This is a genomic window from Cupriavidus sp. 22TCCZM01-5 (genome assembly GCF_057798915.1).
Genome location: NZ_JBYOJR010000021.1, coordinates 39,934 through 60,963, shown reverse-complemented (window position 1 = coordinate 60,963; position 21,030 = coordinate 39,934). Strand labels below are relative to the sequence as shown.

Annotated in this window: 18 protein-coding genes and 2 pseudogenes; 11 read left to right on the top strand and 9 right to left on the bottom strand. The window is 60.8% G+C overall.

Annotated features, from left to right (window positions below; genetic code table 11):
- Positions 1-451 precede the first annotated feature (451 nt).
- The 4 genes from AC3FNH_RS19605 to AC3FNH_RS19590 all read right to left on the bottom strand — a co-directional run bounded on the left by AC3FNH_RS19605 (position 452) and on the right by AC3FNH_RS19590 (position 7,506).
- A complete protein-coding gene (locus tag AC3FNH_RS19605) occupies positions 452-1,867 on the bottom strand; it encodes an efflux transporter outer membrane subunit (protein WP_488721254.1) in 1,416 nt (471 codons plus the stop codon).
- Entirely contained in the window at positions 1,854-5,018 is a 3,165-nt protein-coding gene (locus AC3FNH_RS19600) for an efflux RND transporter permease subunit (RefSeq protein ID WP_488721253.1), read from the bottom strand. Before AC3FNH_RS19600 ends, AC3FNH_RS19605 begins: the two co-directional genes overlap by 14 nt.
- A 4-nt stretch (positions 5,019-5,022) precedes the next feature.
- Complete coding sequence (locus AC3FNH_RS19595) at positions 5,023-6,141, bottom strand: efflux RND transporter periplasmic adaptor subunit (protein ID WP_488721252.1); 1,119 nt, start codon at positions 6,139-6,141, stop codon at positions 5,023-5,025.
- Positions 6,142-6,306: 165 nt separating this feature from the next.
- Positions 6,307-7,506, bottom strand: a complete 1,200-nt coding sequence (locus AC3FNH_RS19590) for an MFS transporter (RefSeq protein ID WP_488721251.1) — start codon at positions 7,504-7,506, stop codon at positions 6,307-6,309.
- A 130-nt stretch (positions 7,507-7,636) separates the two neighbouring features.
- On the opposite strand from AC3FNH_RS19590, the gene AC3FNH_RS19585 reads away from it, so the two are divergent.
- The gene (locus AC3FNH_RS19585; RefSeq protein ID WP_488721250.1) at positions 7,637-8,131 is read left to right on the top strand and encodes a winged helix-turn-helix transcriptional regulator; all 495 of its coding nucleotides are present in this window, start codon (positions 7,637-7,639) and stop codon (positions 8,129-8,131) included.
- Positions 8,132-8,284: 153 nt separating this feature from the next.
- Here the strand turns inward: AC3FNH_RS19585 and AC3FNH_RS19580 are convergent, their stop codons facing one another.
- Positions 8,285-9,265, bottom strand: coding sequence for an alpha/beta fold hydrolase (locus AC3FNH_RS19580; RefSeq protein WP_488721249.1), 981 nt, complete (start codon positions 9,263-9,265; stop codon positions 8,285-8,287).
- Between the two features lie 254 nt (positions 9,266-9,519).
- Between AC3FNH_RS19580 and AC3FNH_RS19575 the strand changes: the two genes are divergently transcribed.
- Together AC3FNH_RS19575 and AC3FNH_RS19570 are read left to right on the top strand one after the other, a co-directional pair.
- Positions 9,520-9,981, top strand: a complete 462-nt coding sequence (locus tag AC3FNH_RS19575; RefSeq protein WP_488721248.1) for a MarR family winged helix-turn-helix transcriptional regulator — start codon at positions 9,520-9,522, stop codon at positions 9,979-9,981.
- Between the two features lie 175 nt (positions 9,982-10,156).
- Positions 10,157-10,453: a hypothetical protein gene (locus tag AC3FNH_RS19570; RefSeq protein WP_488721247.1), complete on the top strand. Its 297-nt coding sequence runs from the start codon at positions 10,157-10,159 to the stop codon at positions 10,451-10,453.
- A gap of 102 nt (positions 10,454-10,555) precedes the next feature.
- On the opposite strand, the gene AC3FNH_RS19565 is transcribed toward AC3FNH_RS19570, so the two are convergent.
- Positions 10,556-11,632, bottom strand: coding sequence for a porin (locus AC3FNH_RS19565; protein WP_488721246.1), 1,077 nt, complete (start codon positions 11,630-11,632; stop codon positions 10,556-10,558).
- An 845-nt stretch (positions 11,633-12,477) separates the two neighbouring features.
- Positions 12,478-13,437, bottom strand: a complete 960-nt coding sequence (locus AC3FNH_RS19560) for a GlxA family transcriptional regulator (protein WP_488721245.1) — start codon at positions 13,435-13,437, stop codon at positions 12,478-12,480.
- A gap of 110 nt (positions 13,438-13,547) precedes the next feature.
- Between AC3FNH_RS19560 and AC3FNH_RS19555 the strand changes: the two genes are divergently transcribed.
- The 4 genes and pseudogenes from AC3FNH_RS19555 to AC3FNH_RS19540 all read left to right on the top strand — a co-directional run.
- Positions 13,548-13,853 carry a putative quinol monooxygenase gene (locus tag AC3FNH_RS19555; protein WP_488721244.1) on the top strand — a complete coding sequence of 102 codons (306 nt, stop codon included), beginning with the start codon at positions 13,548-13,550 and terminating at the stop codon, positions 13,851-13,853.
- 29 nt (positions 13,854-13,882) lie between these two features.
- Positions 13,883-14,647 (top strand): alpha/beta hydrolase, encoded by a 765-nt coding sequence (locus AC3FNH_RS19550; RefSeq protein ID WP_488721243.1) that lies wholly within the window; start codon positions 13,883-13,885, stop codon positions 14,645-14,647.
- Between the two features lie 152 nt (positions 14,648-14,799).
- Positions 14,800-15,502, top strand: a pseudogene (locus AC3FNH_RS19545) (cytochrome c biogenesis CcdA family protein); the annotation flags it as partial.
- A gap of 76 nt (positions 15,503-15,578) precedes the next feature.
- Positions 15,579-15,939: pseudogene (locus AC3FNH_RS19540) on the top strand (isocitrate lyase/phosphoenolpyruvate mutase family protein); the annotation flags it as partial.
- Between the two features lie 44 nt (positions 15,940-15,983).
- Here AC3FNH_RS19540 and AC3FNH_RS19535 read toward each other — a convergent pair.
- Positions 15,984-16,307 (bottom strand): DUF3470 domain-containing protein, encoded by a 324-nt coding sequence (locus AC3FNH_RS19535; protein ID WP_488721242.1) that lies wholly within the window; start codon positions 16,305-16,307, stop codon positions 15,984-15,986.
- Between the two features lie 60 nt (positions 16,308-16,367).
- Positions 16,368-16,784, bottom strand: coding sequence for a cupin domain-containing protein (locus AC3FNH_RS19530; RefSeq protein ID WP_488721241.1), 417 nt, complete (start codon positions 16,782-16,784; stop codon positions 16,368-16,370).
- 255 nt (positions 16,785-17,039) lie between these two features.
- Here AC3FNH_RS19530 and AC3FNH_RS19525 point away from each other — a divergent pair, with 255 nt between their 5' ends.
- From AC3FNH_RS19525 to AC3FNH_RS19510, 4 genes are all read left to right on the top strand, one after another.
- Positions 17,040-18,374 carry an MFS transporter gene (locus AC3FNH_RS19525; protein WP_488721240.1) on the top strand — a complete coding sequence of 445 codons (1,335 nt, stop codon included), beginning with the start codon at positions 17,040-17,042 and terminating at the stop codon, positions 18,372-18,374.
- Positions 18,375-18,499: 125 nt separating this feature from the next.
- A complete protein-coding gene (locus tag AC3FNH_RS19520; protein WP_488721239.1) occupies positions 18,500-19,198 on the top strand; it encodes a helix-turn-helix domain-containing protein in 699 nt (232 codons plus the stop codon).
- A 67-nt stretch (positions 19,199-19,265) separates the two neighbouring features.
- Positions 19,266-19,907: a DJ-1/PfpI family protein gene (locus AC3FNH_RS19515; RefSeq protein ID WP_488721238.1), complete on the top strand. Its 642-nt coding sequence runs from the start codon at positions 19,266-19,268 to the stop codon at positions 19,905-19,907.
- A 197-nt stretch (positions 19,908-20,104) separates the two neighbouring features.
- Positions 20,105-20,881 carry an alpha/beta fold hydrolase gene (locus AC3FNH_RS19510; RefSeq protein WP_488721237.1) on the top strand — a complete coding sequence of 259 codons (777 nt, stop codon included), beginning with the start codon at positions 20,105-20,107 and terminating at the stop codon, positions 20,879-20,881.
- The last annotated feature ends 149 nt before the right edge of the window (positions 20,882-21,030 follow it).

Genomic DNA, 21,030 nt, shown 5'->3' with positions numbered 1-21,030 from the left:
CCATTTTTTATCAGCCTGTCGGACAGTCGTGGACATATACATAGCGATACAAGACCTCTGAAGTCCGACACATTCCGCTTGCCACGGCGTTCTAGACTCGCGTTCATTTAGTCCGCGCACAGGAGATTATATGTCGGAGAGAATCAATAGTTTTGTCGACGATAGGTTCTGACGTGAGAAGTGCGATGAGTCGACTGCTAGTGCCGGTCGCCATGACGCTGTCCGCACTCGCGTCGGAATTGAGCGGCGTAGGCCATCGTTGCGTATGGACCGGCATGCCTCCGCAAATGCGAGAGGAAAAGAACGACAGGAAGCTTACGCCCCGATCTGATCAAAATCGCTGAGCGGCGCTTCCATGCGCAGGATTCAACCGGTCGATGCAACAGCTTGGTGGAATTGTTCAGCCGGTGTATCGAGATTCAGTGTTTTGCGCGGACGCCGCGCCGACGAGTCAACGTGGATTTTCTTTGACCTCCCAACCACCACCCGCGGCAGCAAAAATCCGCACGAGATTCGTCCGCAGGCTCGCATCCGACGCGGCCCGCCGCGACTCCGCCTCAAGAAGGTCACGCTCGGCCACCAGCACGTCCAGCAGGCCGACATAACCAAAACGGTACTGCGCTTGCGCTAATTCTGCCGCACGCCGATTCTGGACCACGCCCGCTGAGAGCGACATATTTCTCGCCTGCTCATTCAGATAGGCGGACATCGCGCTTTCCATATCCTCCAGTGCATCGAGCACGGTCTGCTGGTAGGCCAGGAAGGCTTGCGTCTGCCGTGCATCGGCAGCGTCGATCTGCGAGCGGATGCGGCCAAAGTTCAGCACCGGCTGCACCAGCCCTATGCCGATGCCCCACGGCGTTGACGAAAACGGCGTGGCGTCCTGCACCCCGAACAGCGCCGTCAGCGAGATGTTAGGGAACAGTTCTGCGACCGCCGCCTTCCGGGCGGAAATCGAAGCGGCGAAGCGTCGCTCCGCCACTCGCACATCCGGCCGCGTGGCGATCACTGAGGCCGGAGCCGAAATCACGATGCGCCCGTCCAGCACCGGCTGCGGCGCTGCGACGACTTCCGGCAGGTTGCCTGGCGTCCGGCCGAGCAGCGCGGACAACCGGTTGGCCGCGGCGTCCCGCGCTGCGCGTAGCGACGGCACGCGTGACTCGGTCGCCGAAGTCTGCGCGGCCGCGCGCTGCACGTCGAAGTTGCTCACCAGCGCGCCGAGCCGCTGGGCTTCCACCAGTTTCAGCGTCCTTCGCTGCGTTTCGAGATTGCTTTCCGTCAGCTCGATCTGCCGGTCCAGGTTGCGCAACTCGAAGTAGGTTCGCGCCACCTCCGCCAGTAGCGCCACGCGCACTGCCTGTTCACTGGCCTCAGTCGATTGCAGGATGGCCGTGGCCTGCGCGGTCCGAGCCTGGTTGCGGCCGAACAGATCCAGTTCCCATGCCGCCGACAAGGCCACCTGATTCACCGTGACTGATTTGTCAATGGTCAGCAGTCCGCGATTGCCGCGCTCGCTGCTGCCCACGGCGTTCACCTCCGGCGCCAGCGCCGCTTGCGCCTGCAGCCGTCCCGCCCTCGCCTCCTCAACCCGAGCCCGCGCAATCGCCAGCGACTTGTTGCCGGCAATTGCCTCACGGATCAACCGCTCCAGCGCAGGGTCGTGGAAATGCGACCACCATTGCTGGTCGACCTTCGCATCGTCGTGGCTCTCGATCAGGTCGGCGTTCGCCTGCGCGGGCGCGAGCGTCTGCCAGCGCGGCGCGACGTCGACACCGGAGCTTTGCGGCCCCACCGGGCTCGTGCAGCCGGCTACGACAGCCGCAGCGGCAGCAAGGACCGAGGCAGCCCATCGTTCAAGCTTCAGCATGCTGCTGCACCCTTTCCCTCCGCGTGACGCGCTTTTCCAGGTTCCGGATCAGGACATAGAAGACCGGCGTCAGGAACAGGCCAAAGAACGTGACGCCGATCATGCCGAAGAACACGGCCACGCCCATCGCGTGGCGCATCTCGGCGCCGGCGCCGTGCGACAGCACCAGCGGCAGCACCCCCATGATGAAGGCAATGGACGTCATCAGGATCGGGCGCAGGCGCAGGTGCGCGGCCTCGATGGCTGCCGCAAGCGTGGCCTTGCCCTGCATTTCCAGTTCCCGGGCGAACTCGCATATGAGGATCGCGTTCTTGCACGCCAGTCCTATCAGCACAAAGAATCCTATCTGCGTGAAGAGGTTGTTCTCCCCGCCGGTCAACCAGACCCCCACGATGGCCGAGAACAGGCACATCGGCACGATCAGGATGATGGCCAGAGGCACAAACGGGCTTTCATACTGCGCGGTCAGCACCAGGAACACCAGCAGGATGCAGATCGGGAACACGATCAGCGCGGTGTTGCCGGCCAGGATCTGCTGGTAGGCCAGCTCGGTCCATTCGAAGGCCATGTTGGCGGGCAGCGTGTCATTCAGGATGCGCGTGATCGCCGCCTGCGCCTGTCCGGTCGAGTAGCCCGGTGCCGGTTGACCATTGATGTCGGCGGAGCGGTAGGCGTTGTAGCGTGAAGCGCTGTCGGGGCCGCTGGTGTCGCTGAGCGTCACCACGGATCCGAGCGGCACCATCTTGCCTTCGAAGTTGCGTACCTTCAGGCCGAGGATGTCATCCCGCTTCGAGCGGAAGTCCTTGTCGCCCTGCGCAATCACCTGGTACGTGCGGCCGAACTTGTTGAAGTCGTTCACGTAGAGCGAGCCGAGGTAGATCTGCATGGTCTTGAACACATCATCCACGTCCACTCCGAGCTGCGCAGCCCGGGTACGGTCCACGTCTGCATAGAGCTGCGGCGTAGCGACGTTGTAGTTGGTGTACACGCCCGCGAGCTCCGGTGCCTTGCGCGCCTTCTCCAGCACCGTGTTCACCACCTTGCTCAGCGCCAGGTAGCCGGCGTCGCCACGGTCTTCGATCTGCAGCTTGAAGCCCCCGGTGTTGCCGAGCCCCTGCACGGGCGGCGGCGGGAACACGGCGATGAAAGCATCGCGGATCGACGCGAACTTCTTCTGCAGGCTGGCGGCCATCGCCGGCCCTGTCGTTCCCTGCTTGTGCAGCTCCTCAAACGACTGTTCCCCGACGAACACCACGGCGGAGGACGGGCTGTTGATGAACCCGTTGATCGACAATCCCGGCAACTGCACGGCGGTGCGAACACCAGGCGCCTTCAACGCCACGTCGCCCATCTGCCGGACCACGGCTTCGGTGCGGTCCAGCGTCGCCCCTTCCGGCAAGCGAACCAGGTTGACCAGATAGCCCTTGTCCTGGATTGGCACGAAGCCGGCGGGCACCCGGACGAAGCCAAGTACCGTGGCCGCCAGCAGCAACGCGTAGAAGACCATGGACCCGCGCTTGTGCTGAAGCGCTCGCTTCACGCCACCGCCATAGGACTCCCCTCCCCGGCTGAAGACGCGGTTAAAGCGACTGAAGAAGCCACCGAGCCAGTGGTCCATCAGGCGCGTCAGACGGTCCTTGGGCGCATCGTGCGAGCGCAGCAGCAAGGCGGACAATGCCGGCGACAGTGTCAGCGAGTTGAACGCCGAGATCACGGTCGAGATCGCGATGGTCAGCGCGAACTGGCGATAGAACTGACCGGTAAGGCCGCTGATGAACGCGATGGGCACGAAGACCGCGCAAAGCACCAGTGCGATGGCGATGATCGGCCCCGTCACCTCCTGCATCGCCTTGATGGTGGCTTCGCGTGGCCGCAGGCCCATGGCGATGTTCCGCTCGACGTTCTCGACCACCACGATCGCGTCATCCACGACGATGCCGATCGCCAAGACCAGTCCGAACAGCGACAACGCATTGATCGAGAAGCCAAACCCGAGCATCACCGCGAATGTACCCACCACAGATACGGGCACAGCGAGCAGCGGAATGATGGCCGCGCGCCAGGTCTGCAGAAAGACGATCACCACCAGCACCACCAGCACGATGGCTTCGAGCAGCGTATGGACGACTGCCTTGATCGAATCGCGCACGAACGTGGTCGGGTCGTAGGCAATGCGGTACTCCAGGCCATCGGGGAAGTGCTTGTTGAGTTGGGCCATCTTGGCGCGGACATTGTTCGAGATGTCGATGGCGTTCGCGCCCGGCGTCTGGAAGATCACCATTGCCAGCGCCTGCTTGTTCTCGAGCAGCGCGCGCAGCGCGTACTCGCTGGCGCCCATTTCCACCCGGGCCACGTCCTTCAGGTAGGTGACCACGCCCCCCTCGCGCTTGACGATGATGTTCTCGAACTGGTCCACGTCGGCCAGGCGGCCCTGCACGTTCACGGGCAACTGGATCTCGACGTTGTCCTTGTACGGCGGCCCGCCCACCACGCCCGCCGCTACCTGGATGTTCTGCTTGCGGATCGCGGCCACAACCTCGTCGGGATTCATGTTGCGCTCGGCAATCTTTTGCGGATTGAGCCAGACGCGCATGGCATAGTTGCCCGAACCGTACAGCTTGATTTGTCCGATGCCTGGAATCTTCGACAGTTCGTCCTTGACGTTCAGCAGGGCGTAGTTGCGCAGGTAAAGATTGTCATAGCGGTCCGACGGCGAAATGAGGTGCACGACCATCGTCAGGTCCGGCGAACTCTTGACCGTGCTGACGCCGAGCTGACGCGTCACCTCTGGCAGGCGCGGGAGCGCTTCGTTGACGCGGTTCTGCACCAGTTGCGTGGCGAGGTCCGGATCCGTGCCGAGCTTGAACGTGACCGTCAGCGTCAGCACGCCATCGCTGGCCGCCTGTGAGGACATGTACAGCATGTTCTCGACGCCGTTGATTTGCTCCTCCAGCGGTGTAGCCACGGTTTCGGCGATAACCTTGGGGTTGGCGCCGGGGAACTGCGCGCGCACGACCACCGACGGCGGCACGACTTCCGGGTACTCGGAAATCGGCAGCTTCGGGATGGCCAGCACACCGGCAAGAAAGATGAGGATCGAGATGACCGCCGCGAAGTTAGGACGGTCGACAAAGAACTTCGACAGATTCATGCGACTACTCCGCCCCGCGCTCTGCCGTCGTGGCGGCCGTCCTGACTTCATCGTCGGCTAGTTCCTTCGGCACGACGACTGCCTCTGGTTTCACGAACTGCAGCCCGCGTGCGATCACGCGATCGCCTGGCTTGAGACCGCTCTTGACCACATGCCGGCCGTCGAGATCCGCGCCGAGCACGACGCCCCGATAGGCCACCTTGTTGTCGTGGCCCACCACGTAGACAAAGCGCTTGCTCTGTTCGCTTCCCACCGCTACATCCGGCACCACCAGCGTGGACGTGTCGCCATCGCCGGCCAGCCCGATCGAGACGAACATGCCAGGGACGAGCGCGCCATCGAGGTTCTCGAACTTCGCCCGCGCGCGAATCGTGCCGCTGCGGGTGTCGATCTTGTTGTCGAACGTATAAATCACGCCCCGGTAGATCCGCTCCGTGTCGCCCTGCACACGCATTTCCACCGGGATGTGCTGCTCTTCGTTGTGTGTGCCAGCATGTCGGCGGATCGACTGGACATAGGCCTGCTCGTCAACATCGAAGTCGGCATAGATCCCGTTGTTCGACACGATGCGCGTGAGCACTGGCGCATTGGCGCCAGGCTGGACAAGATTGCCAAGGGTGACTTCCGCACGGCTGATGCGGCCGCCGATCGGCGCCTTGACATAGGCATAGTCGAGATTGATCTCCGCCTGTCGCAACGCGGCCTCGGCCGCCAGCACAGCCGCCCTCGCCATGCGGTCTTCATTGGTTCGCTGATCGTGCAGACTAAGAGGAATTGCCTCCGCGTCGATCAGGCCCTTGGCACGCTCACGCTCGGCGGCCGCGAATTCGGCGCGCGCACGCGCCGAAGCCAGGTCGGCGCGTGCGCGCGCCACGGCAGCCTCATAGGGACGCGGGTCGATGACGAACATGACATCGCCTGCCTTCACCGTTTGGCCGTCGCGCACGCGAACTTCCACTAATTTTCCGCCCACTTCGGGGCGGACCTGCGCCTCATCGACCGCGTTGAGACGGCCGGAGAAGTTGGCCCAGACGCGCACGTTCTCGGGGGCCAGTGTCTTTACGAAGACCTCGGGCACCGCAGTTGCCGGGGGCGTCGCAGCGCGCGTGTCCTTCAATGCCATCGTTGCGACTAGGGTTCCGGTCGTGACGGCCAGTATGCCGCCTGCCAACAGCCACCGTCTGCTTGGGGCCCATCGATTTGGTCTCTCTACCATGCTCTACTGCCAATTGGTTTATCGGTGATTTGGTCCGATGGCGTGCCACACGCGCCTGTCGGGATTCTCTTCTCAGCTTTGCTGCGCCGTACCGGCTGCAGCACCGACCATGCCGGCCGGTTGTATGTCCCGCCGGGCGATCCGCCGTCGCGCCAGTTCGGCGATGAGCAGCGCCACTACCAGAAAGACCGCGCTCACGAGGCCGAGGGCATGACGGTCGAACCAGAAGATGGCCGCGGCGCCGATAATCCCCGACATCGATACGCCAACGTAGATCGCCGCCGAATTCAGCCCTAGCAGCAGTGGCGCCGCAGCCGGCGTGATACTAATGAGCCGGTGCTGCTGCGGGACCAGCACGCCCCAACCACACACACCCCAGACAATCAGGGCGGGGACTGCGGTCACCAGCGATGCCGACGTCAGCGGCAACAGTGCGAAGTCAATGACCAGTACGGCAATAGCGCCGTTGATGATGCGGCGACTGCCATAGAGATCGGTCAAGCGGCCGGCGGCAAGATTGCCGACGGTCGCCGCTACTCCCCACAGCAACAGCAAAGCCGCCAGCACGCGCGCGTCGCCGCCGGTCGCCCGGTCGAAGCTCAAACCGATGTACGTGTAAACGAGGAATAGCCCCGCGTAGACCATCCAGGTGGTCAACAACGTCAGCAGCACGCGCGTGTCCGCCAACGGTGCGAGGCGGCGCGACAGAGTGACGGGTAACGGCGTCGGGACTCCCGGCAGGCGCCAGGCCACGCCCAGTCCCGCCAGCGTGCCGACTGCGGCCACGAACCACATCGTCGCGCGCCAGTCCAGCGCACCGCCAATGAACGTGCCCAACGGCGCGCCTAAAGCCGTCGCGCTGGACAGCCCACCGATCACGATGGCGAGTGCTCGTCCACGCTGCTCTGGCTGCACCAACGACGCCCCAGTGGCAGTCGCGGTCGGACTGAACATGGCCGCGCCAAGGCCCGCAATCAGCCGGCTGGCCAGCACGAGCTCGATGTTTGGCGCCAGGGCAGTTACCACGTTGCCCACCACGAACACCGCAAGGCCGGCAAGCAGCAACCGCTTGCGTGGCCAATGGGCTGCCGCCGCGGCGATCACCGGCGACAGCAACGCGTAGCTCATTGCATACACCGTGACCATCTGCCCAGCCAACGCCACCGGGACACCTAACGAGGCCGACACTTGCGATAGCACCCCAGCCACAACGAAGCTGTCGGTGCCTATCGCGAACATGCCGCCGGCGAGGACGATAAGACGTCTATCCATGAGAGTCCTTCGCGGCGCATTGGGCCGCTATCCAAGAGGTTTGCCGGCGCAGCCCGCAAAAGTTTTTTGATGCAACTTACAATAGCTTATAAAGTTGCATGATGCAACTTAGTCGTCTACGATTGTGCTTATGCAACGAAAAACCTTCACAGGAATGAACTGCTCCGTGGCGGGCGCTCTCGAACAAATCGGCGAGTGGTGGAGCCTGCTGATCGTGCGTGAGTGCACGTTGGGGACCACGCGTTTTGACGACTTCCAGGAACGGCTTGGGATCGCCCGCAATGTGCTGACCACGCGACTGAACAAACTGATCGAGCACGGTGTGCTGGTCAAGGTGGTAGCGGAGGGCAGCGAACGGCGCACCGAGTACCGGCTCACCGAAAAAGGCGAGGCGCTTTATCCGGTCATCGTGGCCCTCATGCAATGGGGCGACCAATGGTGCAATTCGCGAAAGCCCATCCGCCTCGTCGAGGACAGTACTGGCAAGCCGGTGGAACCGGTCAGTCTGCGCGTGGGTCCACGCACGCTTGGCTTGCGCGACGTCCGCCTGGAAGCCGGCGAGGGTGCCACGGAGAGAACGGCCGAGATCATCGACGCCCGCAATAAGGCGATACTCGGCAGATAATTCATTCGGCTGGGCCGCCGTTCACAAAGGCTCACCGCCGCCTCACCCAACGGCGCGTTTCGTCGCGCCGTCCGGTTTGCGTCCGCTCCCCCTACTTGCCAGGCACGACGAGCCGGGCGCCCTTGTCGCGGTCAGAGTTGCTGCGGCTTCGCCTTATTCCGCTTCGAACGTGGTGCGCACCTCTGAAATCGTTGCAGCCTTGTCCTGGAGATGCGGGTAATGGCCGATGCCGGGCAGCAGCTTCAGTTCCAGTTGCGCGCGTCTTGCCAGCTCCTCGCCCATCTCCTTGCGAATGTAGATGTCCTTCTCACCCCAGATCACCGTAACGGGCGTCTTCAAATTGGCGAGATTCGCTTCGAAATAGTCCTGATCTCGTGTGAACCGCGCGTAGTACTGGTAAAACGCATCGGCAGAGGTCAGCGCACCGTTTTGCCATCCACGGGCCATGTCGGCCTTGAACGCCGGCGAGACTTCATAGTGTGAGGATTCGGGGAGGCCGCGCGTGAATGCGTTCTGCAGGATTTCGTCGCGCGTCCGGTTGAACGCCGTATGCACCGCCTCGGCGGTTGCGGGATCCTTCAGGCCTTGCAGTCGCTCCTGCATGAACTGCGGACGATTGAATGGGGCAAAATCGCCAACAATGATCCGCTTTGCGATGGCCGGGTCGTTGATGGCTGCTATGAGCGCTGGCAGCGCCCCGATATCGGTCGCGTAGATCACCAGTCGTTGCTTGTCGATGCCGGTCGTGGAAATGTAGTCCGCCAGCACCTTGGCATAGTCCCGCGGTGCATAGGAAAACTTGTCCACGGCGGGTCTGGATGATTCGCCATAGCCCGGCCAGTCAAAGGCATGGACCTCGTAGTCCTGGCCCAGGGACGATGCCACGTCTTGCCACGCGTAAAGCGTTTCAGGAAATCCGTGCAGAAACAAGACCGTACCCTTGGCACGCGCATTGTGTACAACAAGACGCCTCAGCTTGATGTCCGGATTGACCTGCACGAAACCGATCTCGGGCGTCGGGTCCGGCGTTGCCGCGTGCGCGTTGCCAATGAGCAGCGTGGCCGCTAGTGCGGCTGTGGGACCGGCAGCACCTGCGAACCGAAGCGCGCTGCGAACCGTAGTTTTCGTCGTCATGTCTTTCACCATTTTGCTTGACCTGCAAACACCCGAACCAACGCGGCCGTTTCTGTTGCATATGCAGCATTGAAGAACGGATTTGTATCTGCACTGTAGTGAATGGCGAGGGCAAATGTATGCGTTTGTACCTGCCGCGGTCATCGACACATTGGCATACAAATATCCCTCAGCACGCAGTTCGATGTGTGCTGAAATGCAACGCATATCGGCAGGTTGACCGCCGAAATGGTTGCATATGCATCCCTCCTATCATGAAGACTTCCGACTCCAGCACCGCCAGGAAAGACCATGCAGCCAGTGAAATCCTGCGGAGCTGCCTGATTACCCGTACCCGACAGATTTCCCGTGTGCTGACAGCGATCTATGACGATGCGCTGCGGCCATTCGGAATCAACGCGCCCCAACTCACCCTGCTTGTGATGATCCAGGAACTCGGTCCAATAGGCCGTGCCGCACTCGGCCGACATAACCATCATGATCGTTCAACACTGACCCGAAACCTGCAGCCGCTACTGACACACGGCTGGATAGCGGAAGCTGCGCCGGACGAGGATGGGCGGACGCGGCCGCTGGCCATCACGAAGGCTGGTCAGGCCCTGCTTCGCAATGCCGCGCCCGCGTGGGCGTCCGCACAAGCGACGGCGAGGACGTTGCTAGGCGAGGCGGGTGCCGACGCCATCATGGACATTGCCCGTAGTCTGCCGAAGTACTAGCGACGTCTTTTTCGCTGTCAGATATGTTGTATATACATCATACCAATCGCTATTTCGAAGGAAGCGTGCAACGCATCAGACGTGGAGGAATTCTCCTCGCCGTCTTTCTGAAACTCAGCACACGTGTCAGGGCTCGCCCGAGTGGGCAATCATCGCTACAAGTGAGGATTTCGCAATGACCAATGCATTGGATGGCGGACTCGAACACAATCGCGCGAGCGGCTTGGCCGAACGGCTGAAGCAGGCGCTCACCGTTTTCGGGCCGGAGGGTCAGCCGCTCGCCTTCGTGGACGGCCATTCGGGCCGCATCTGGCAAGACGAAGCCATCCCGCACAATGACCAAAGTCGGTCCGCTCTAACGGACGTGCCGATTCGCAACGCTGAACATCTCAGAAGGGTCATTCTGAGACCGTCACCCCCCCAGATCGGCCGAACCGAAAGTAAGCGCCGCCGGGGAAGTACGGCCTTTTAACCCGGTTCCAGACGGGTGACCCGGCGTCGCTCGAGGGATGCGCCGCGGGTCGAAGCCGATCGGACGAATTCGCAATGTCGTCGTTGCTACAGTAGGCCATCCTCAGAACCGGTGACGAATGCCCACCACCGCGCCGAACTGGTTCGCGCCTGGCTCCACGTTGAAGACGGCGCTCGAGCCCGATCCGCTGTTGAAGCCATTGACGCCCAGTTGCGACTTGTCCTTGTTGAGCGCATACGACACCGATGCATAGAGATCGGTGCGCTTGCTCAACGTATAGTCGCCCATCACGGAGAACAGCCACGGATCCGAGCCGGTCTGGCGGAAATCCTGGTAGTAGGCCGCGCCGGTTACCGAGAATGCTGGCGACAGTTGGTATGCGAGCGCGAGCCAGTAGAGATTCGATCCGATATTCGCAGCTTGGGCGCCCGGCAGCATGGCGCCATCGAGCGCCTTGGCGAGCCGGTAGCCGGCGAATATCTTCGCTGGACCTGTCGCATAGGTACCCGCCACCGAATAGCGCCGGAAGACCGGTGCCTGGTTTGCAGGCGTGCCGGCATGGGCGTCGTCGTAGGACACGCCCAGTGAAAACGGGCCCTTGGCATAATTGACGAATGCACCGAAATCACGGCCGAACACATAGGCGCCGGGCACCTCATTTCCGTTGGACTGGAACGAATAGAAGGCTATTGCGGTCAGCCCGCCGAACTGGCCGACGTACTTGATTGAGTTGTCCGCGCGCGCGCCAAACTCCGGCGCGATCGACAGGATGCCGTAGCGGTCGGCCAGTTGCGCCGGGTCATAGACATTGCCGAACTCGCGCATGGCCGTCTGCTGACGGCCCAGCAGCAACGACCCATACGGGCTGTTCACCCCGACATAGGCATTGCGCCCAAACAGGCGCCCGCCTTGGGCCGAATTGCCGGTATCAAGATCGAACCCGCTTTCCAGGATGAATACGGCCTTCAGGCCGCTGCCCAGGTCCTCGGTACCGCGCAACCCCCAACGCGAGCCGGACAGATTCCCGGAAGTCAGTCGAGTGAGACTATTGCCGTTGCGCCCTGCGTTCGTATTGAATTCAATGCCGGCATCGACGATCCCATACAGAGTGACATTGGACTGGGCGTATGCGGTGCTGGTCAGGGTGGTGGCCGCGATCAGCGCAAAGGACTTTTTCATTGGGCCTCCGATTCCTCTTTTTGGGCACTTCCTGTCCCTGAAGGCGACGGGTTCGCCAGACTCAAGGCCCGCGGTCACGTGGGATTTATTGCTCAGTGTGTCATACGTGGGTTCCAGCGGACAGTATCTCGACGATCTTCGCCTCTTGAATGTCCCCTTTCGCACATTGCAGAGGAACGCTTCGGGTCGCTAAGAGATGGCAGGACCTTAATCGATCGACTATCAGCCGAGCCCGGTCAATTTCTAACAATGACGAGCGAGCGATGACCCACGTGGTGTCGTGGAAAAGGGGCCGAAGACACGCCAAATCAATTGCGCACCGCAGCAGTTCAGATTGATTGCTCGCCGGAGCCCAGTGGCAATTCAGGCCGTAGTCGGCCAGCTTGTGCCGTTCGCTTTTGGGCTCGGTTGGCCATTCATGCGGCCGCTTCGCATCAAAGAACGGACATTCGTGCCCGGATCGCGTCGGACGGCCCATCGGCCGATCCGGTCAACCCAAATTCAGTCACTTGTAATATTTTTTCGCGTGCTCCAGTGTGAAGGCAGCCACCAGCCCAGCGTGGGATCGTGGAGCCCCCCCGCCAAGCCGACGTCCTCAATCCGCTGAGCCGCTGCGGCATCTGGCCGCACTAGCGGTTCCGGCATGACCAATCAAGCCAAATTCGAATCCATCCACGCGGGATCGCCGCGGGACGGGCAATATCCGTGGCATTCTGCGCCGAGGCTGCAACGCAGTAAGCAGCGCCGGCAGTGGCTAGCGATGCGTCCGATCCCTGAGCCAGTTGGTTGCTGCGTACGGTGAAAAGGATCGCACTACTCCCGTACGTACCTTTTGCCAACAATCGTCAGGATGCGCGCAGTTCACGTACGCCCTTGCCCAGTCTCCGACGCAGCAGCGTGCGTAGCGTCACCCCATCCGCGTAGCCAACCTGCTCGGCGATTCGATCGACGCTGTCTTTGCTGGTCTTCAGCAAATGAACGGCACGCTCGATCCGCAGCGTTTGAATGTATTCGATCGGCGTCTTGCCGAGCACTTCATTCAGGCGTCGCGTCAATGTCCGCTTGCTGGTTGCCAGCGCTTCGGCGGCCGAATCGAGCGTGATCGCCGTGTCGAGGTGGTCGCGCACCCAGCGGTCGAAACGCTCGACCAGCGGGTCCGAATGGCTGAGGTGATCGGTGATCGCATAGGCGGACTGCGACAGTCGCGTATCGAATACGAGGTACCTGGCAACGAGCGCTGCAAGCTCAGGGCTGTTATTGCGGATCAACCAGAGCGCAAGGTCGAGATGGCTGAGCGCGGCCCCTGCCGTCACCGTTGCGCCGCTGGGGACGATGATTCGATTCGCATCCAGGTGCACGTCCGGGTAGCGCTGCCGGAACAACGGTGTAAGCCACCAGGTCGTCGTTGCTTCGTATCCATTGAGCATGCCGCTTTCTGCCAGCACAAACGTACCCGTACAAGCGGCTGCAATGCGGGCGCCGGCATTCTGCCACGTACGCAAAGCGCCCAACGCATCGAACACGTCGTCCTGGCCAAGCGCAGGCACGAGCTGATCGGCCGTGATTGCGCCGAGCGCCGGGACGACGACCCAATCCGGGCGGGGGGCGTCTGCGATATCGCGGACGGGCACCTGCAGCCCAAGTGCCGTGCGTACTTGTGGCCGCACACCCACCACGGTGATTTCGAAGCCCGGTGTGGCCATCCCTGTTGCGTGCGCAAGTTTGTTGGCTGTTGTCAAGGCATCGAGGACGGAGGCGAGGCCGGTATCGAACACGCCTTCCAGCGCGAGAACAGAAACTCGCATGGCAGCATTGATATCAAAGTTGTCAATTCGGTCAGTGTTTCCCAGCGCGCTCCGTTTGTAAAGTCCCTCTCAACGCGAGCCTCCCGCACGCGGACACTGGAGAAACGAAGATGATCAGGAAAGCACTATTTGTCCGGCTTGAGGCCAAGCCGGGAAAAGAGCAGGCGGTAGCGGACTTTCTTGCCGCCGGCCTGGAAATGACAAATCGGGAGACGACCACGCCGATCTGGTTCGCCCTCAGGTTATCGCCGGCCACGTTCGGCGTGTTCGACGCCTTTGCGAGTGAAGAGGATCGCCAGGCACACCTCGTCGGCAACATGGCCCAGACCCTGATGGCGCGGGTCGATGAGATGCTGGCATGCCCGCCTTCGGTCGAGCAGTTCGACGTTCTGGCCATGAAGAACAAGCTGACCTGACGTCCTGTCCATAGAACCTGGAGATTCAAATGTTTACGCTGCAAAAGAAGTTTGCGATTGCCATGATGATCGCCATGGGCGGTGCGATGGCTCACGCCGAGTCAAAGCCGGCTGCGAAAGAGAAAGATATCGTTATCGTCCACGGCGCACTGGTGGATGGCTCGGGCTGGCGGGCCGTTTACGACATCCTGTCCAAGGATGGTTACCACGTGACCATGGTGCAAGCGCCGCTCACTGGCCTCACCGAGGACATCGACGCCACCAAGCGCGCCATTGATCAGCAGAAGGGGCCTGTCGTGCTGGTCGGCCATAGCTATGGCGGCTCCGTGATCACGGGCGCAGGCGTCGACCCCAAGGTCAAAACGCTGGTGTATGTCGCCGCACTCCAACCCGATGCAGGGGAAGCCAGCGGTCAACTGCTGTCAAAGTTCGCTCCGCCCAACGATGCCATGCGAGCGACTCCAGACAAGTTCTTCTTCCTCCCCCCAGCGAAATTCCGCGAGACCTATGCATCGGATGTCTCACCGGCGGACGCGCAATTCCTGGCGGACTCGCAGCAGCAACTCGCTGAGAAAGCCCTGGTGGCAACTGTGTCCGTCGCGGCATGGCGGAACAAGCCTAGCTACGCCATTCTGACCACCCAGGACCACGTAGTGAGCCCTCAACTTCAGCGCTGGATGTATCAACGGTCGGGTGCCAAGGTAACCGAAGTCAACGCAAGCCATGCTGTCTTCATCTCTCAGCCAGCCACGGTTGCTCGAGTGATCGAAACGGCTGCGAATCAGGCGAATTGACCGCTGATCAACCCAGTGAGGGTGCCCGCTCTGGCCCGAAGGTGACACCTTGGCCAGTCGGCATGCCCCCCATGGCCTCGCGCACGCTGGGACATAACCCAAGCGCGGGGCCGTGCGATCAGCACCACGAACCTGCCACGGAGGTTGCCTTCATGCTTTTACTGATCCTTGCCTACCTCGGAGTGTATTGACCATCCTTAGTCCGTGCATCCTGCCGGTGCTGCCTTTCGTATTCGCGCGGGCAGACCCCCGTTCGCGCGCAATGGACTGCCCATGCTGATGGGCATGGCACTCACCTTCGCTGTGGTCGCCACGCTGGCCGCCATTGGCGGCGGCTGGGCCGTCCGCGCCAACCAGTACGGCCGCATCGTCGCCCTAGCCGTGCTCGCCGTGCGTGGCCTTACCTTGCTTTCCAATCATGTTGCCGAATGGATCAGCCGGCCGCTCGTTGCCCTCGGCAGCAAGCTCACCCGGCACAGCGAAAGCGAGAACGATTCGGTGCTCTCGGCGGCGGATCTGGGGGTCGCTGCCGGGCTGCTGTGGGCACCATGCGCGGCCACCATTCTGGGGCTGCTGCTCACGGGTGCGGCCCTCAACGGGGCCAGCGTCCAGACCACCCTATTGTTGCTCGCCTACGCGGCCGGAGCTGCGACGTCGCTCGCGCTGGCGCTGCTGATTGGTGGGCGCGTCTTTGCCGTGATGAAGCGCTCGCTTAACGCCGGCGAGTGGGTGCGCCATGCCCTGGGTGTGCTGGTACTGGCGGGCGTGGCCGCCATCGCACTGGGGCTGGATACCGGATTGCTGACACGGTTGTCGCTGGCCAGCACCGGCGACAGCGAACAGAAGCTGATCAACGCGGCGCGCCCTGCGCCTCCCCGTGCAGCCCGCTGTCAAGACCGGCGAGCCGATGTCGGTGGAAGGCGAGCTGCCGCGCGCAGAGAACTTCTTTGTGGGTGTACCAGATTTGGAAGACACGCTCACGCGACTCAAGTCATATGCGCCGGCTGGCGCCGGCTGTCTCTACGCACCGGGAAAAATGACGCGAGAGCAGATCGCCGCGGTAGTCGCAGCAGTCGCGCCGAAGCCCGTCAATGTGCTGGTGGGCTCGAACGCTGAATTCACAATGAATGACTTCGCCGCCCTGGGCGTACGGCGCGTCAGCGTCGGCGGCGCTTTGGCGAGGGCCGCATGGGGTGGCTTCATTCGGGCTGCGCAATCCTTGCGCTAGTGGACGGTTTGACGGGTTCGCCGATGCCGCTAGCTGCGCACAGCTCGACTTACTTTTCCTCTGACATTGCCTGTTACTCATGGTCGAGTTGGCGCGTGGTCATGAATCTCATAGCTTCAAGAGGCTCCTCTTGTCGCTCCTGGATGCCCAGACCTCGGCGTCAGGAAGGGGCTGCGATGCAATCGTGGCCACAGGCCATTGCTCCGCCATGCGTCCATTGATTTCGACAAACTCTACCTCGTGAGGTGCCAAATCAAAGTCGCTCTTGATGGCAGACACCGGACATACGACCTCGCAGATTGAGCAGTTAATACACACCTCGGGATCGATGACCATGAAGTTTGGTCCCTGGTGGAAAGCCTGAACCGGACAAACTTCGATGCAGTCTCCGTGGCGGCAATTGATACAGGGCTCGGTGACGACATACGTCATGGTTTCCTCCGATGAAGTTATGAGGGCTATCCACCTGGATCGCCCTGTCCTCAACCGACTTCAGGACGCCTTGCGGAAGCCCGCCGTACCGAAGAACACATTGGGCTTGCGATAGACAGCAAGCAAGAGGCAGCCTTCATCCGATCGCGTCTCATGCAGCGAACCGGGTTGCCGCCAAACGAATTGGCCAGCGCGGCAGATGCCGTCGTGGTCGTAAAAGGACCCCTCCAGGACATAGCTCTGCTCGATCTCCGGATGCTTATGGAAAGGCAGGACTGCACCCGGTTCCCACTTCAGCAGCACCGTCATCTCGCCCGCTTCGTCATTGCGATACAAGACCTTCATGGAGATCTTCTCGAACTGGGACGGTTCCCATTCGAGCGTGTTCGGATCGATATACACGGATCCGCCGGCGGTCGGTTCCAGCTTGCCTTTGAGGCGCTCGGCAAAGTGCTTATTCTCGGTCTGAGTTGTCATGACTTGTCTCCTTGGTATGGAAGATGGGGGAAGAGCGTGCACACGATGTCTGCGATGCCGCTGTGGATCAATGTAGTCCGATGTTTCCCGTCAGTCAACATTAAGACCACGATTTGTAGCGTACGTGCCGCTTTATCCTCATATGTTTCCCTCGTTTACCCTTGTTTGGTTGAATAAGTTTCCTTTTTGTCTAACATCAACGCTCAGGCAAAGGAAACCCAGTGGCCTCAGGCTACGACGAACAGGAGACAAGGAATGGACATCTACAATTCCGATGCGGCCGGACTAGCCCCCACATCCCACCCGACAAGCAGCACCAACAGCATGGGGAAGGTGGTGACGGCAAGTGTCATCGGCACCATGGTCGAGTGGTACGATTTTTTGCTTTACGGTACGGCAGCGGCGCTCGTATTCAACAAGCTCTTCTTTCCCGCGCTAGACCCTTTGATGGGCACCCTTGCAGCACTTGGATCGTTTGCCGTGGGGTTCATCGCCCGGCCCCTGGGCGGTGTGATCTTCGGTCATTTCGGCGACAAGATTGGACGGAAGACAATGCTAATGACCACCATGTTTCTCATGGGTGGCGGCACGTTTTCCATTGGATTGCTGCCTACGTACGCACAAATCGGCATCTGGGCGCCCGCGCTGCTGATTCTGCTGCGCATCGTCCAAGGTATCGGAATCGGCGGTGAATGGGGCGGAGCCGCACTGATGGTCATCGAGCACTCGCCGCGCGACAAGCGTGGCTTCTACGGAAGCCTGGTGCAGATGGGTTTCCCGCTGGGGATGCTCGCGTCTACTGGAATCTTTGCCTATCTATCGCGCATGCCCGATGCAGATTTCCTGGCATGGGGATGGCGCATTCCATTCCTGCTCAGTGCTGTACTCGTGGTGCTGGGTTTCTACATCCGACTCAAGGTAACTGAATCGCCCGTGTTTGCTGCGGCATCCGGCGATGGGCAGGAAAGTCCAAAGATTCCGCTCATCGAGGTTCTTACCAAGCATCGGCGCAACTTGCTCATCAGCATTGGACTGAAGGTCTGTGAGGTTGCCTGGGTCTACATTCTGACCGTGTTCGTAGTGGTCTACGGCACGACGGTTCTGCACATTCCCAAGGCGGTCATCCTGGATGGCGTATTGCTGGGTGCGGCTCTGGAGCTCTTCACGATTCCACTGTTTGGCTGGCTATCTGACCGGCGGGGACGCCGCCCGCTCTATTTCTTGGGCTCGCTCTTTACCATCGCTGCGGCGTATCCGCTCTTTCTAGGCATCCAGACTGGCAATCCCGTCGTGATCGCCCTAGCTGTGGCACTCTGCATGAACCTGGGCCACGGATCGATGTATGGACCACAGGCTGCACTGCTGCCCGAGCTCTTTGGCACCAAAATTCGCTACAGCGGCTCGTCACTTGGATGCCAGGTCGCCGCCGGCATCGGCGGCGGGCTAGCCCCCATGTTGGCCACGGCTCTGCTTGCCAGACAGGGACATTTTGTCGGCGTAGCCATCATGATTGCTGTACTTGGAATCGCGACGCTGATAGCCACGGCGGCTAGCCCCGAAACCCATCGCGACAATCTTTACGACTCCTGAGCAAGAGGTCTCCCCAGATAAGGGGCAGCCATTTTGGGCCGGCTCGCAAATCCGCATACAATCTTCCGTAGGAAACTATACGTTTCCTGAATCCTCCCTTGAACGGACGACCGGATTTGCGAGCCATGTCGGCAAAAGCCTTCCAAAGAAACACGCCCCCTGCCCAAGTTCCCCGAGTCTCCGCGCAGGCGCCGCAGAACACCAGCGCAGGACTGGATGACGAAGAAATCGTGTGCCAGCGATTGCGCATGGCACGGATAGAGCACGGCCTTACCCTGGATGCCTTAGCCGAGAAATCCGGCTTCACCAAGGGATACCTTTCCAAGATTGAGAATGGCAAGAAGGCCCCTCCCATCGGCTCACTCGCCCGTATCGCGCGGGCTATGGGCATGGAGCTTAGCTATTTCTTCACGGATCCTGCTCAGGCAGAGACCACGGCCATCGAAGAGGTCGATCGCCCTGTTTCGGTAGTCCATCACTGGGAACGGAAGCCCGTTGTTCGTGGCGGAAGCGCCTATGGATATGACTATGTGAGCCTCGCCCATAAGAGGCAGCACAAGCTGATGGATCCGTTCATGTTCACATTCCCCTCTGCAACCGACCTGGACTTCTTCTTCGAGCACACTGGAGAAGAGTTCGTCTTCTTGCTTTCCGGCAAGGTGGAATTCGAGTTCAAGCTAAACGGCAAACTCCAGCGCTACGTTCTGGAAGCCGGCGACAGCCTGTATTTCGAATCTGGCACACCTCATCGGGGCCGCGCCCTCGAAGGCGACGCACAGGCCATCGTCGTGGTTACGGAACCCTCAGAACTGAAAGCTGAGTAAGTCAACTTATGTTGACTATTGGGAAACTTTTCCTAAAATTAGGAAACCTACCAATTAGGAGACACCCATGCGCGTTGCCGTCGTCTTATATTCCCATGTTGAGCCCATCGATCTAGCCGTTGTCGGCACCCTTTCGATGGCCAAGCGTGTGACAGACAAGCTGTCCTACTTCACCGTGTCTGAGAATGGCGGCCAGGTGGAGCTGCAAAACGGACTGCGTGTCCAGACCGATTTCTCATTTGCTGACGCCCCTGTGGCTGACGTCATTGTCGTAACGGGCGGACCAGGTTGGCGCAATGAACTCGAGAACACGAAAATGCACGCGTTCCTCAAGCATCGCCATGCGCGGGGCGAGGTCATCTCGAGCGTCTGCACTGGGGCGATGATTCTCGGAGCATCGGGGCTACTGGATGGCAAACGCGCGACAACCAAGGCGCCTGTAGCGAGCCCGGAGGAGCGTCCCATCACTACGATGGGACGTCTTTGCTCGACGACAGACACTGTCGAGGCGCTCGTCGTGGATGAAGGCGATATCGTGACGGGCGGTGGCGTAACACTTGGCATCGATACGACTCTCTACTTGCTGGAGCGATTCCTGGGGGCGCATGTTTGCAACGAGACAGCACGGATCATGGAGTACAGTGCGGCGCTCGCAGTGAATCGCCATCGACTATCGACACTTAAAACAGAGGCCATGACCTCCGTTTAACACGCCGGGACGCCGTCGTTGACTGGGACATTGATGGAATCTTGCATACAGAAACAGATAGTGTCGAGAACGGCGCCTGCTCGCAACTGGCCCCGCTCACCGCTTTCGGGGTCGGCTATTCGCCGATGCCCACCTGCAGCAGAAATTCGCAAACTCACGCTGTCACGTACAGTTGCCGTAAAACCAATTGGAGAAAAATGATGCTGAATCTTAACGCCATCGCCCTTGCACTGGGCGTCTTGAGCGTGGCGGCAAGCGGGGCTGCCATGTCCGCCACCAACGTCGAAACCAAGCCTTCCGTCGTTATCGTGCATGGGGCATTCGCGGATGGCTCCGACTGGGCGAAGGTTATTCCCCTGTTGCAGGCCAAAGGTATCAAAGTGCAGGCGGTCCAGAACGGACTGAACTCGCTTGGCGAGGACGTCGCCGCAACGCGACGCGCCATCAACAATCAGGCAGGAAAAGTTGTGCTCGTTGGACACTCGTGGGGCGGCACTGTAATTACCGAGGCCGGCAATAGCGATAAAGTGGCATCGTTGGTGTACGTTGCCGCATTCGCCCCCAGCGCCGGCCAGTCGACCGAGGAAGCTGGTAAAGGTTACCCGCCAGCGCCCGGTATCACGAAGCTTGTCGCAGACTCCGAGGGTTATCTGACACTCCCGGCTAACGCGCTCGCGGAAGATTTCGCCCAGGACGTGCCAACAGCCCAAGCCCGCATCATGGCAGCCACACAGGGCCCGATTCAGTCGAAGGCATTTGGCGAGAAAGTCAGCACAGCAGCCTGGATGACCAAGCCATCCTGGTACATCGTCAGCCAAAAAGATCGCATGATCCAGCCGGAGCTGGAGCTTGCCATGGCGAAGAAGATTGGTGCCAAGGTCACAACCTTGCCGACGAGCCACGTCCCTCAGCAGTCGCGTCCGAATGATGTTGCCGAAGTCATTCTCGACGCCGTCCAATCGAGTGGCAAGTGATGACACTTGGTATTCAAGGTGCGTCCTTTCGTTGCACCTTGAATACCAAGGCGTGAGTTCGCGCGCGGATAGGTTTGGTTCCGACAGCAATTGTGAAACATTGCCCCGCTGCCTTCGGCATGAGAACCTTCTGCTTCCAGCACACCATT

Bases quoted from the DNA above. Each gene is read 5' to 3' on its own strand.
- AC3FNH_RS19575 (WP_488721248.1), top strand. From the start codon at position 9,520: ATGAAGACTTCCGACTCCAGCACCGCCAGGAAAGACCATGCAGCCAGT.
- AC3FNH_RS19570 (WP_488721247.1), top strand. From the start codon at position 10,157: ATGACCAATGCATTGGATGGCGGACTCGAACACAATCGCGCGAGCGGC.
- AC3FNH_RS19595 (WP_488721252.1), bottom strand. From the start codon at position 6,141: ATGGCATTGAAGGACACGCGCGCTGCGACGCCCCCGGCAACTGCGGTG.
- AC3FNH_RS19585 (WP_488721250.1), top strand. From the start codon at position 7,637: ATGCAACGAAAAACCTTCACAGGAATGAACTGCTCCGTGGCGGGCGCT.
- AC3FNH_RS19580 (WP_488721249.1), bottom strand. From the start codon at position 9,265: ATGACGACGAAAACTACGGTTCGCAGCGCGCTTCGGTTCGCAGGTGCT.
- AC3FNH_RS19560 (WP_488721245.1), bottom strand. From the start codon at position 13,437: ATGCGAGTTTCTGTTCTCGCGCTGGAAGGCGTGTTCGATACCGGCCTC.
- AC3FNH_RS19565 (WP_488721246.1), bottom strand. From the start codon at position 11,632: ATGAAAAAGTCCTTTGCGCTGATCGCGGCCACCACCCTGACCAGCACC.
- AC3FNH_RS19550 (WP_488721243.1), top strand. From the start codon at position 13,883: ATGTTTACGCTGCAAAAGAAGTTTGCGATTGCCATGATGATCGCCATG.
- AC3FNH_RS19525 (WP_488721240.1), top strand. From the start codon at position 17,040: ATGGACATCTACAATTCCGATGCGGCCGGACTAGCCCCCACATCCCAC.
- AC3FNH_RS19510 (WP_488721237.1), top strand. From the start codon at position 20,105: ATGATGCTGAATCTTAACGCCATCGCCCTTGCACTGGGCGTCTTGAGC.
- AC3FNH_RS19515 (WP_488721238.1), top strand. From the start codon at position 19,266: ATGCGCGTTGCCGTCGTCTTATATTCCCATGTTGAGCCCATCGATCTA.
- AC3FNH_RS19600 (WP_488721253.1), bottom strand. From the start codon at position 5,018: ATGAATCTGTCGAAGTTCTTTGTCGACCGTCCTAACTTCGCGGCGGTC.
- AC3FNH_RS19555 (WP_488721244.1), top strand. From the start codon at position 13,548: ATGATCAGGAAAGCACTATTTGTCCGGCTTGAGGCCAAGCCGGGAAAA.
- AC3FNH_RS19520 (WP_488721239.1), top strand. From the start codon at position 18,500: ATGTCGGCAAAAGCCTTCCAAAGAAACACGCCCCCTGCCCAAGTTCCC.
- AC3FNH_RS19535 (WP_488721242.1), bottom strand. From the start codon at position 16,307: ATGACGTATGTCGTCACCGAGCCCTGTATCAATTGCCGCCACGGAGAC.
- AC3FNH_RS19530 (WP_488721241.1), bottom strand. From the start codon at position 16,784: ATGACAACTCAGACCGAGAATAAGCACTTTGCCGAGCGCCTCAAAGGC.
- AC3FNH_RS19590 (WP_488721251.1), bottom strand. From the start codon at position 7,506: ATGGATAGACGTCTTATCGTCCTCGCCGGCGGCATGTTCGCGATAGGC.
- AC3FNH_RS19605 (WP_488721254.1), bottom strand. From the start codon at position 1,867: ATGCTGAAGCTTGAACGATGGGCTGCCTCGGTCCTTGCTGCCGCTGCG.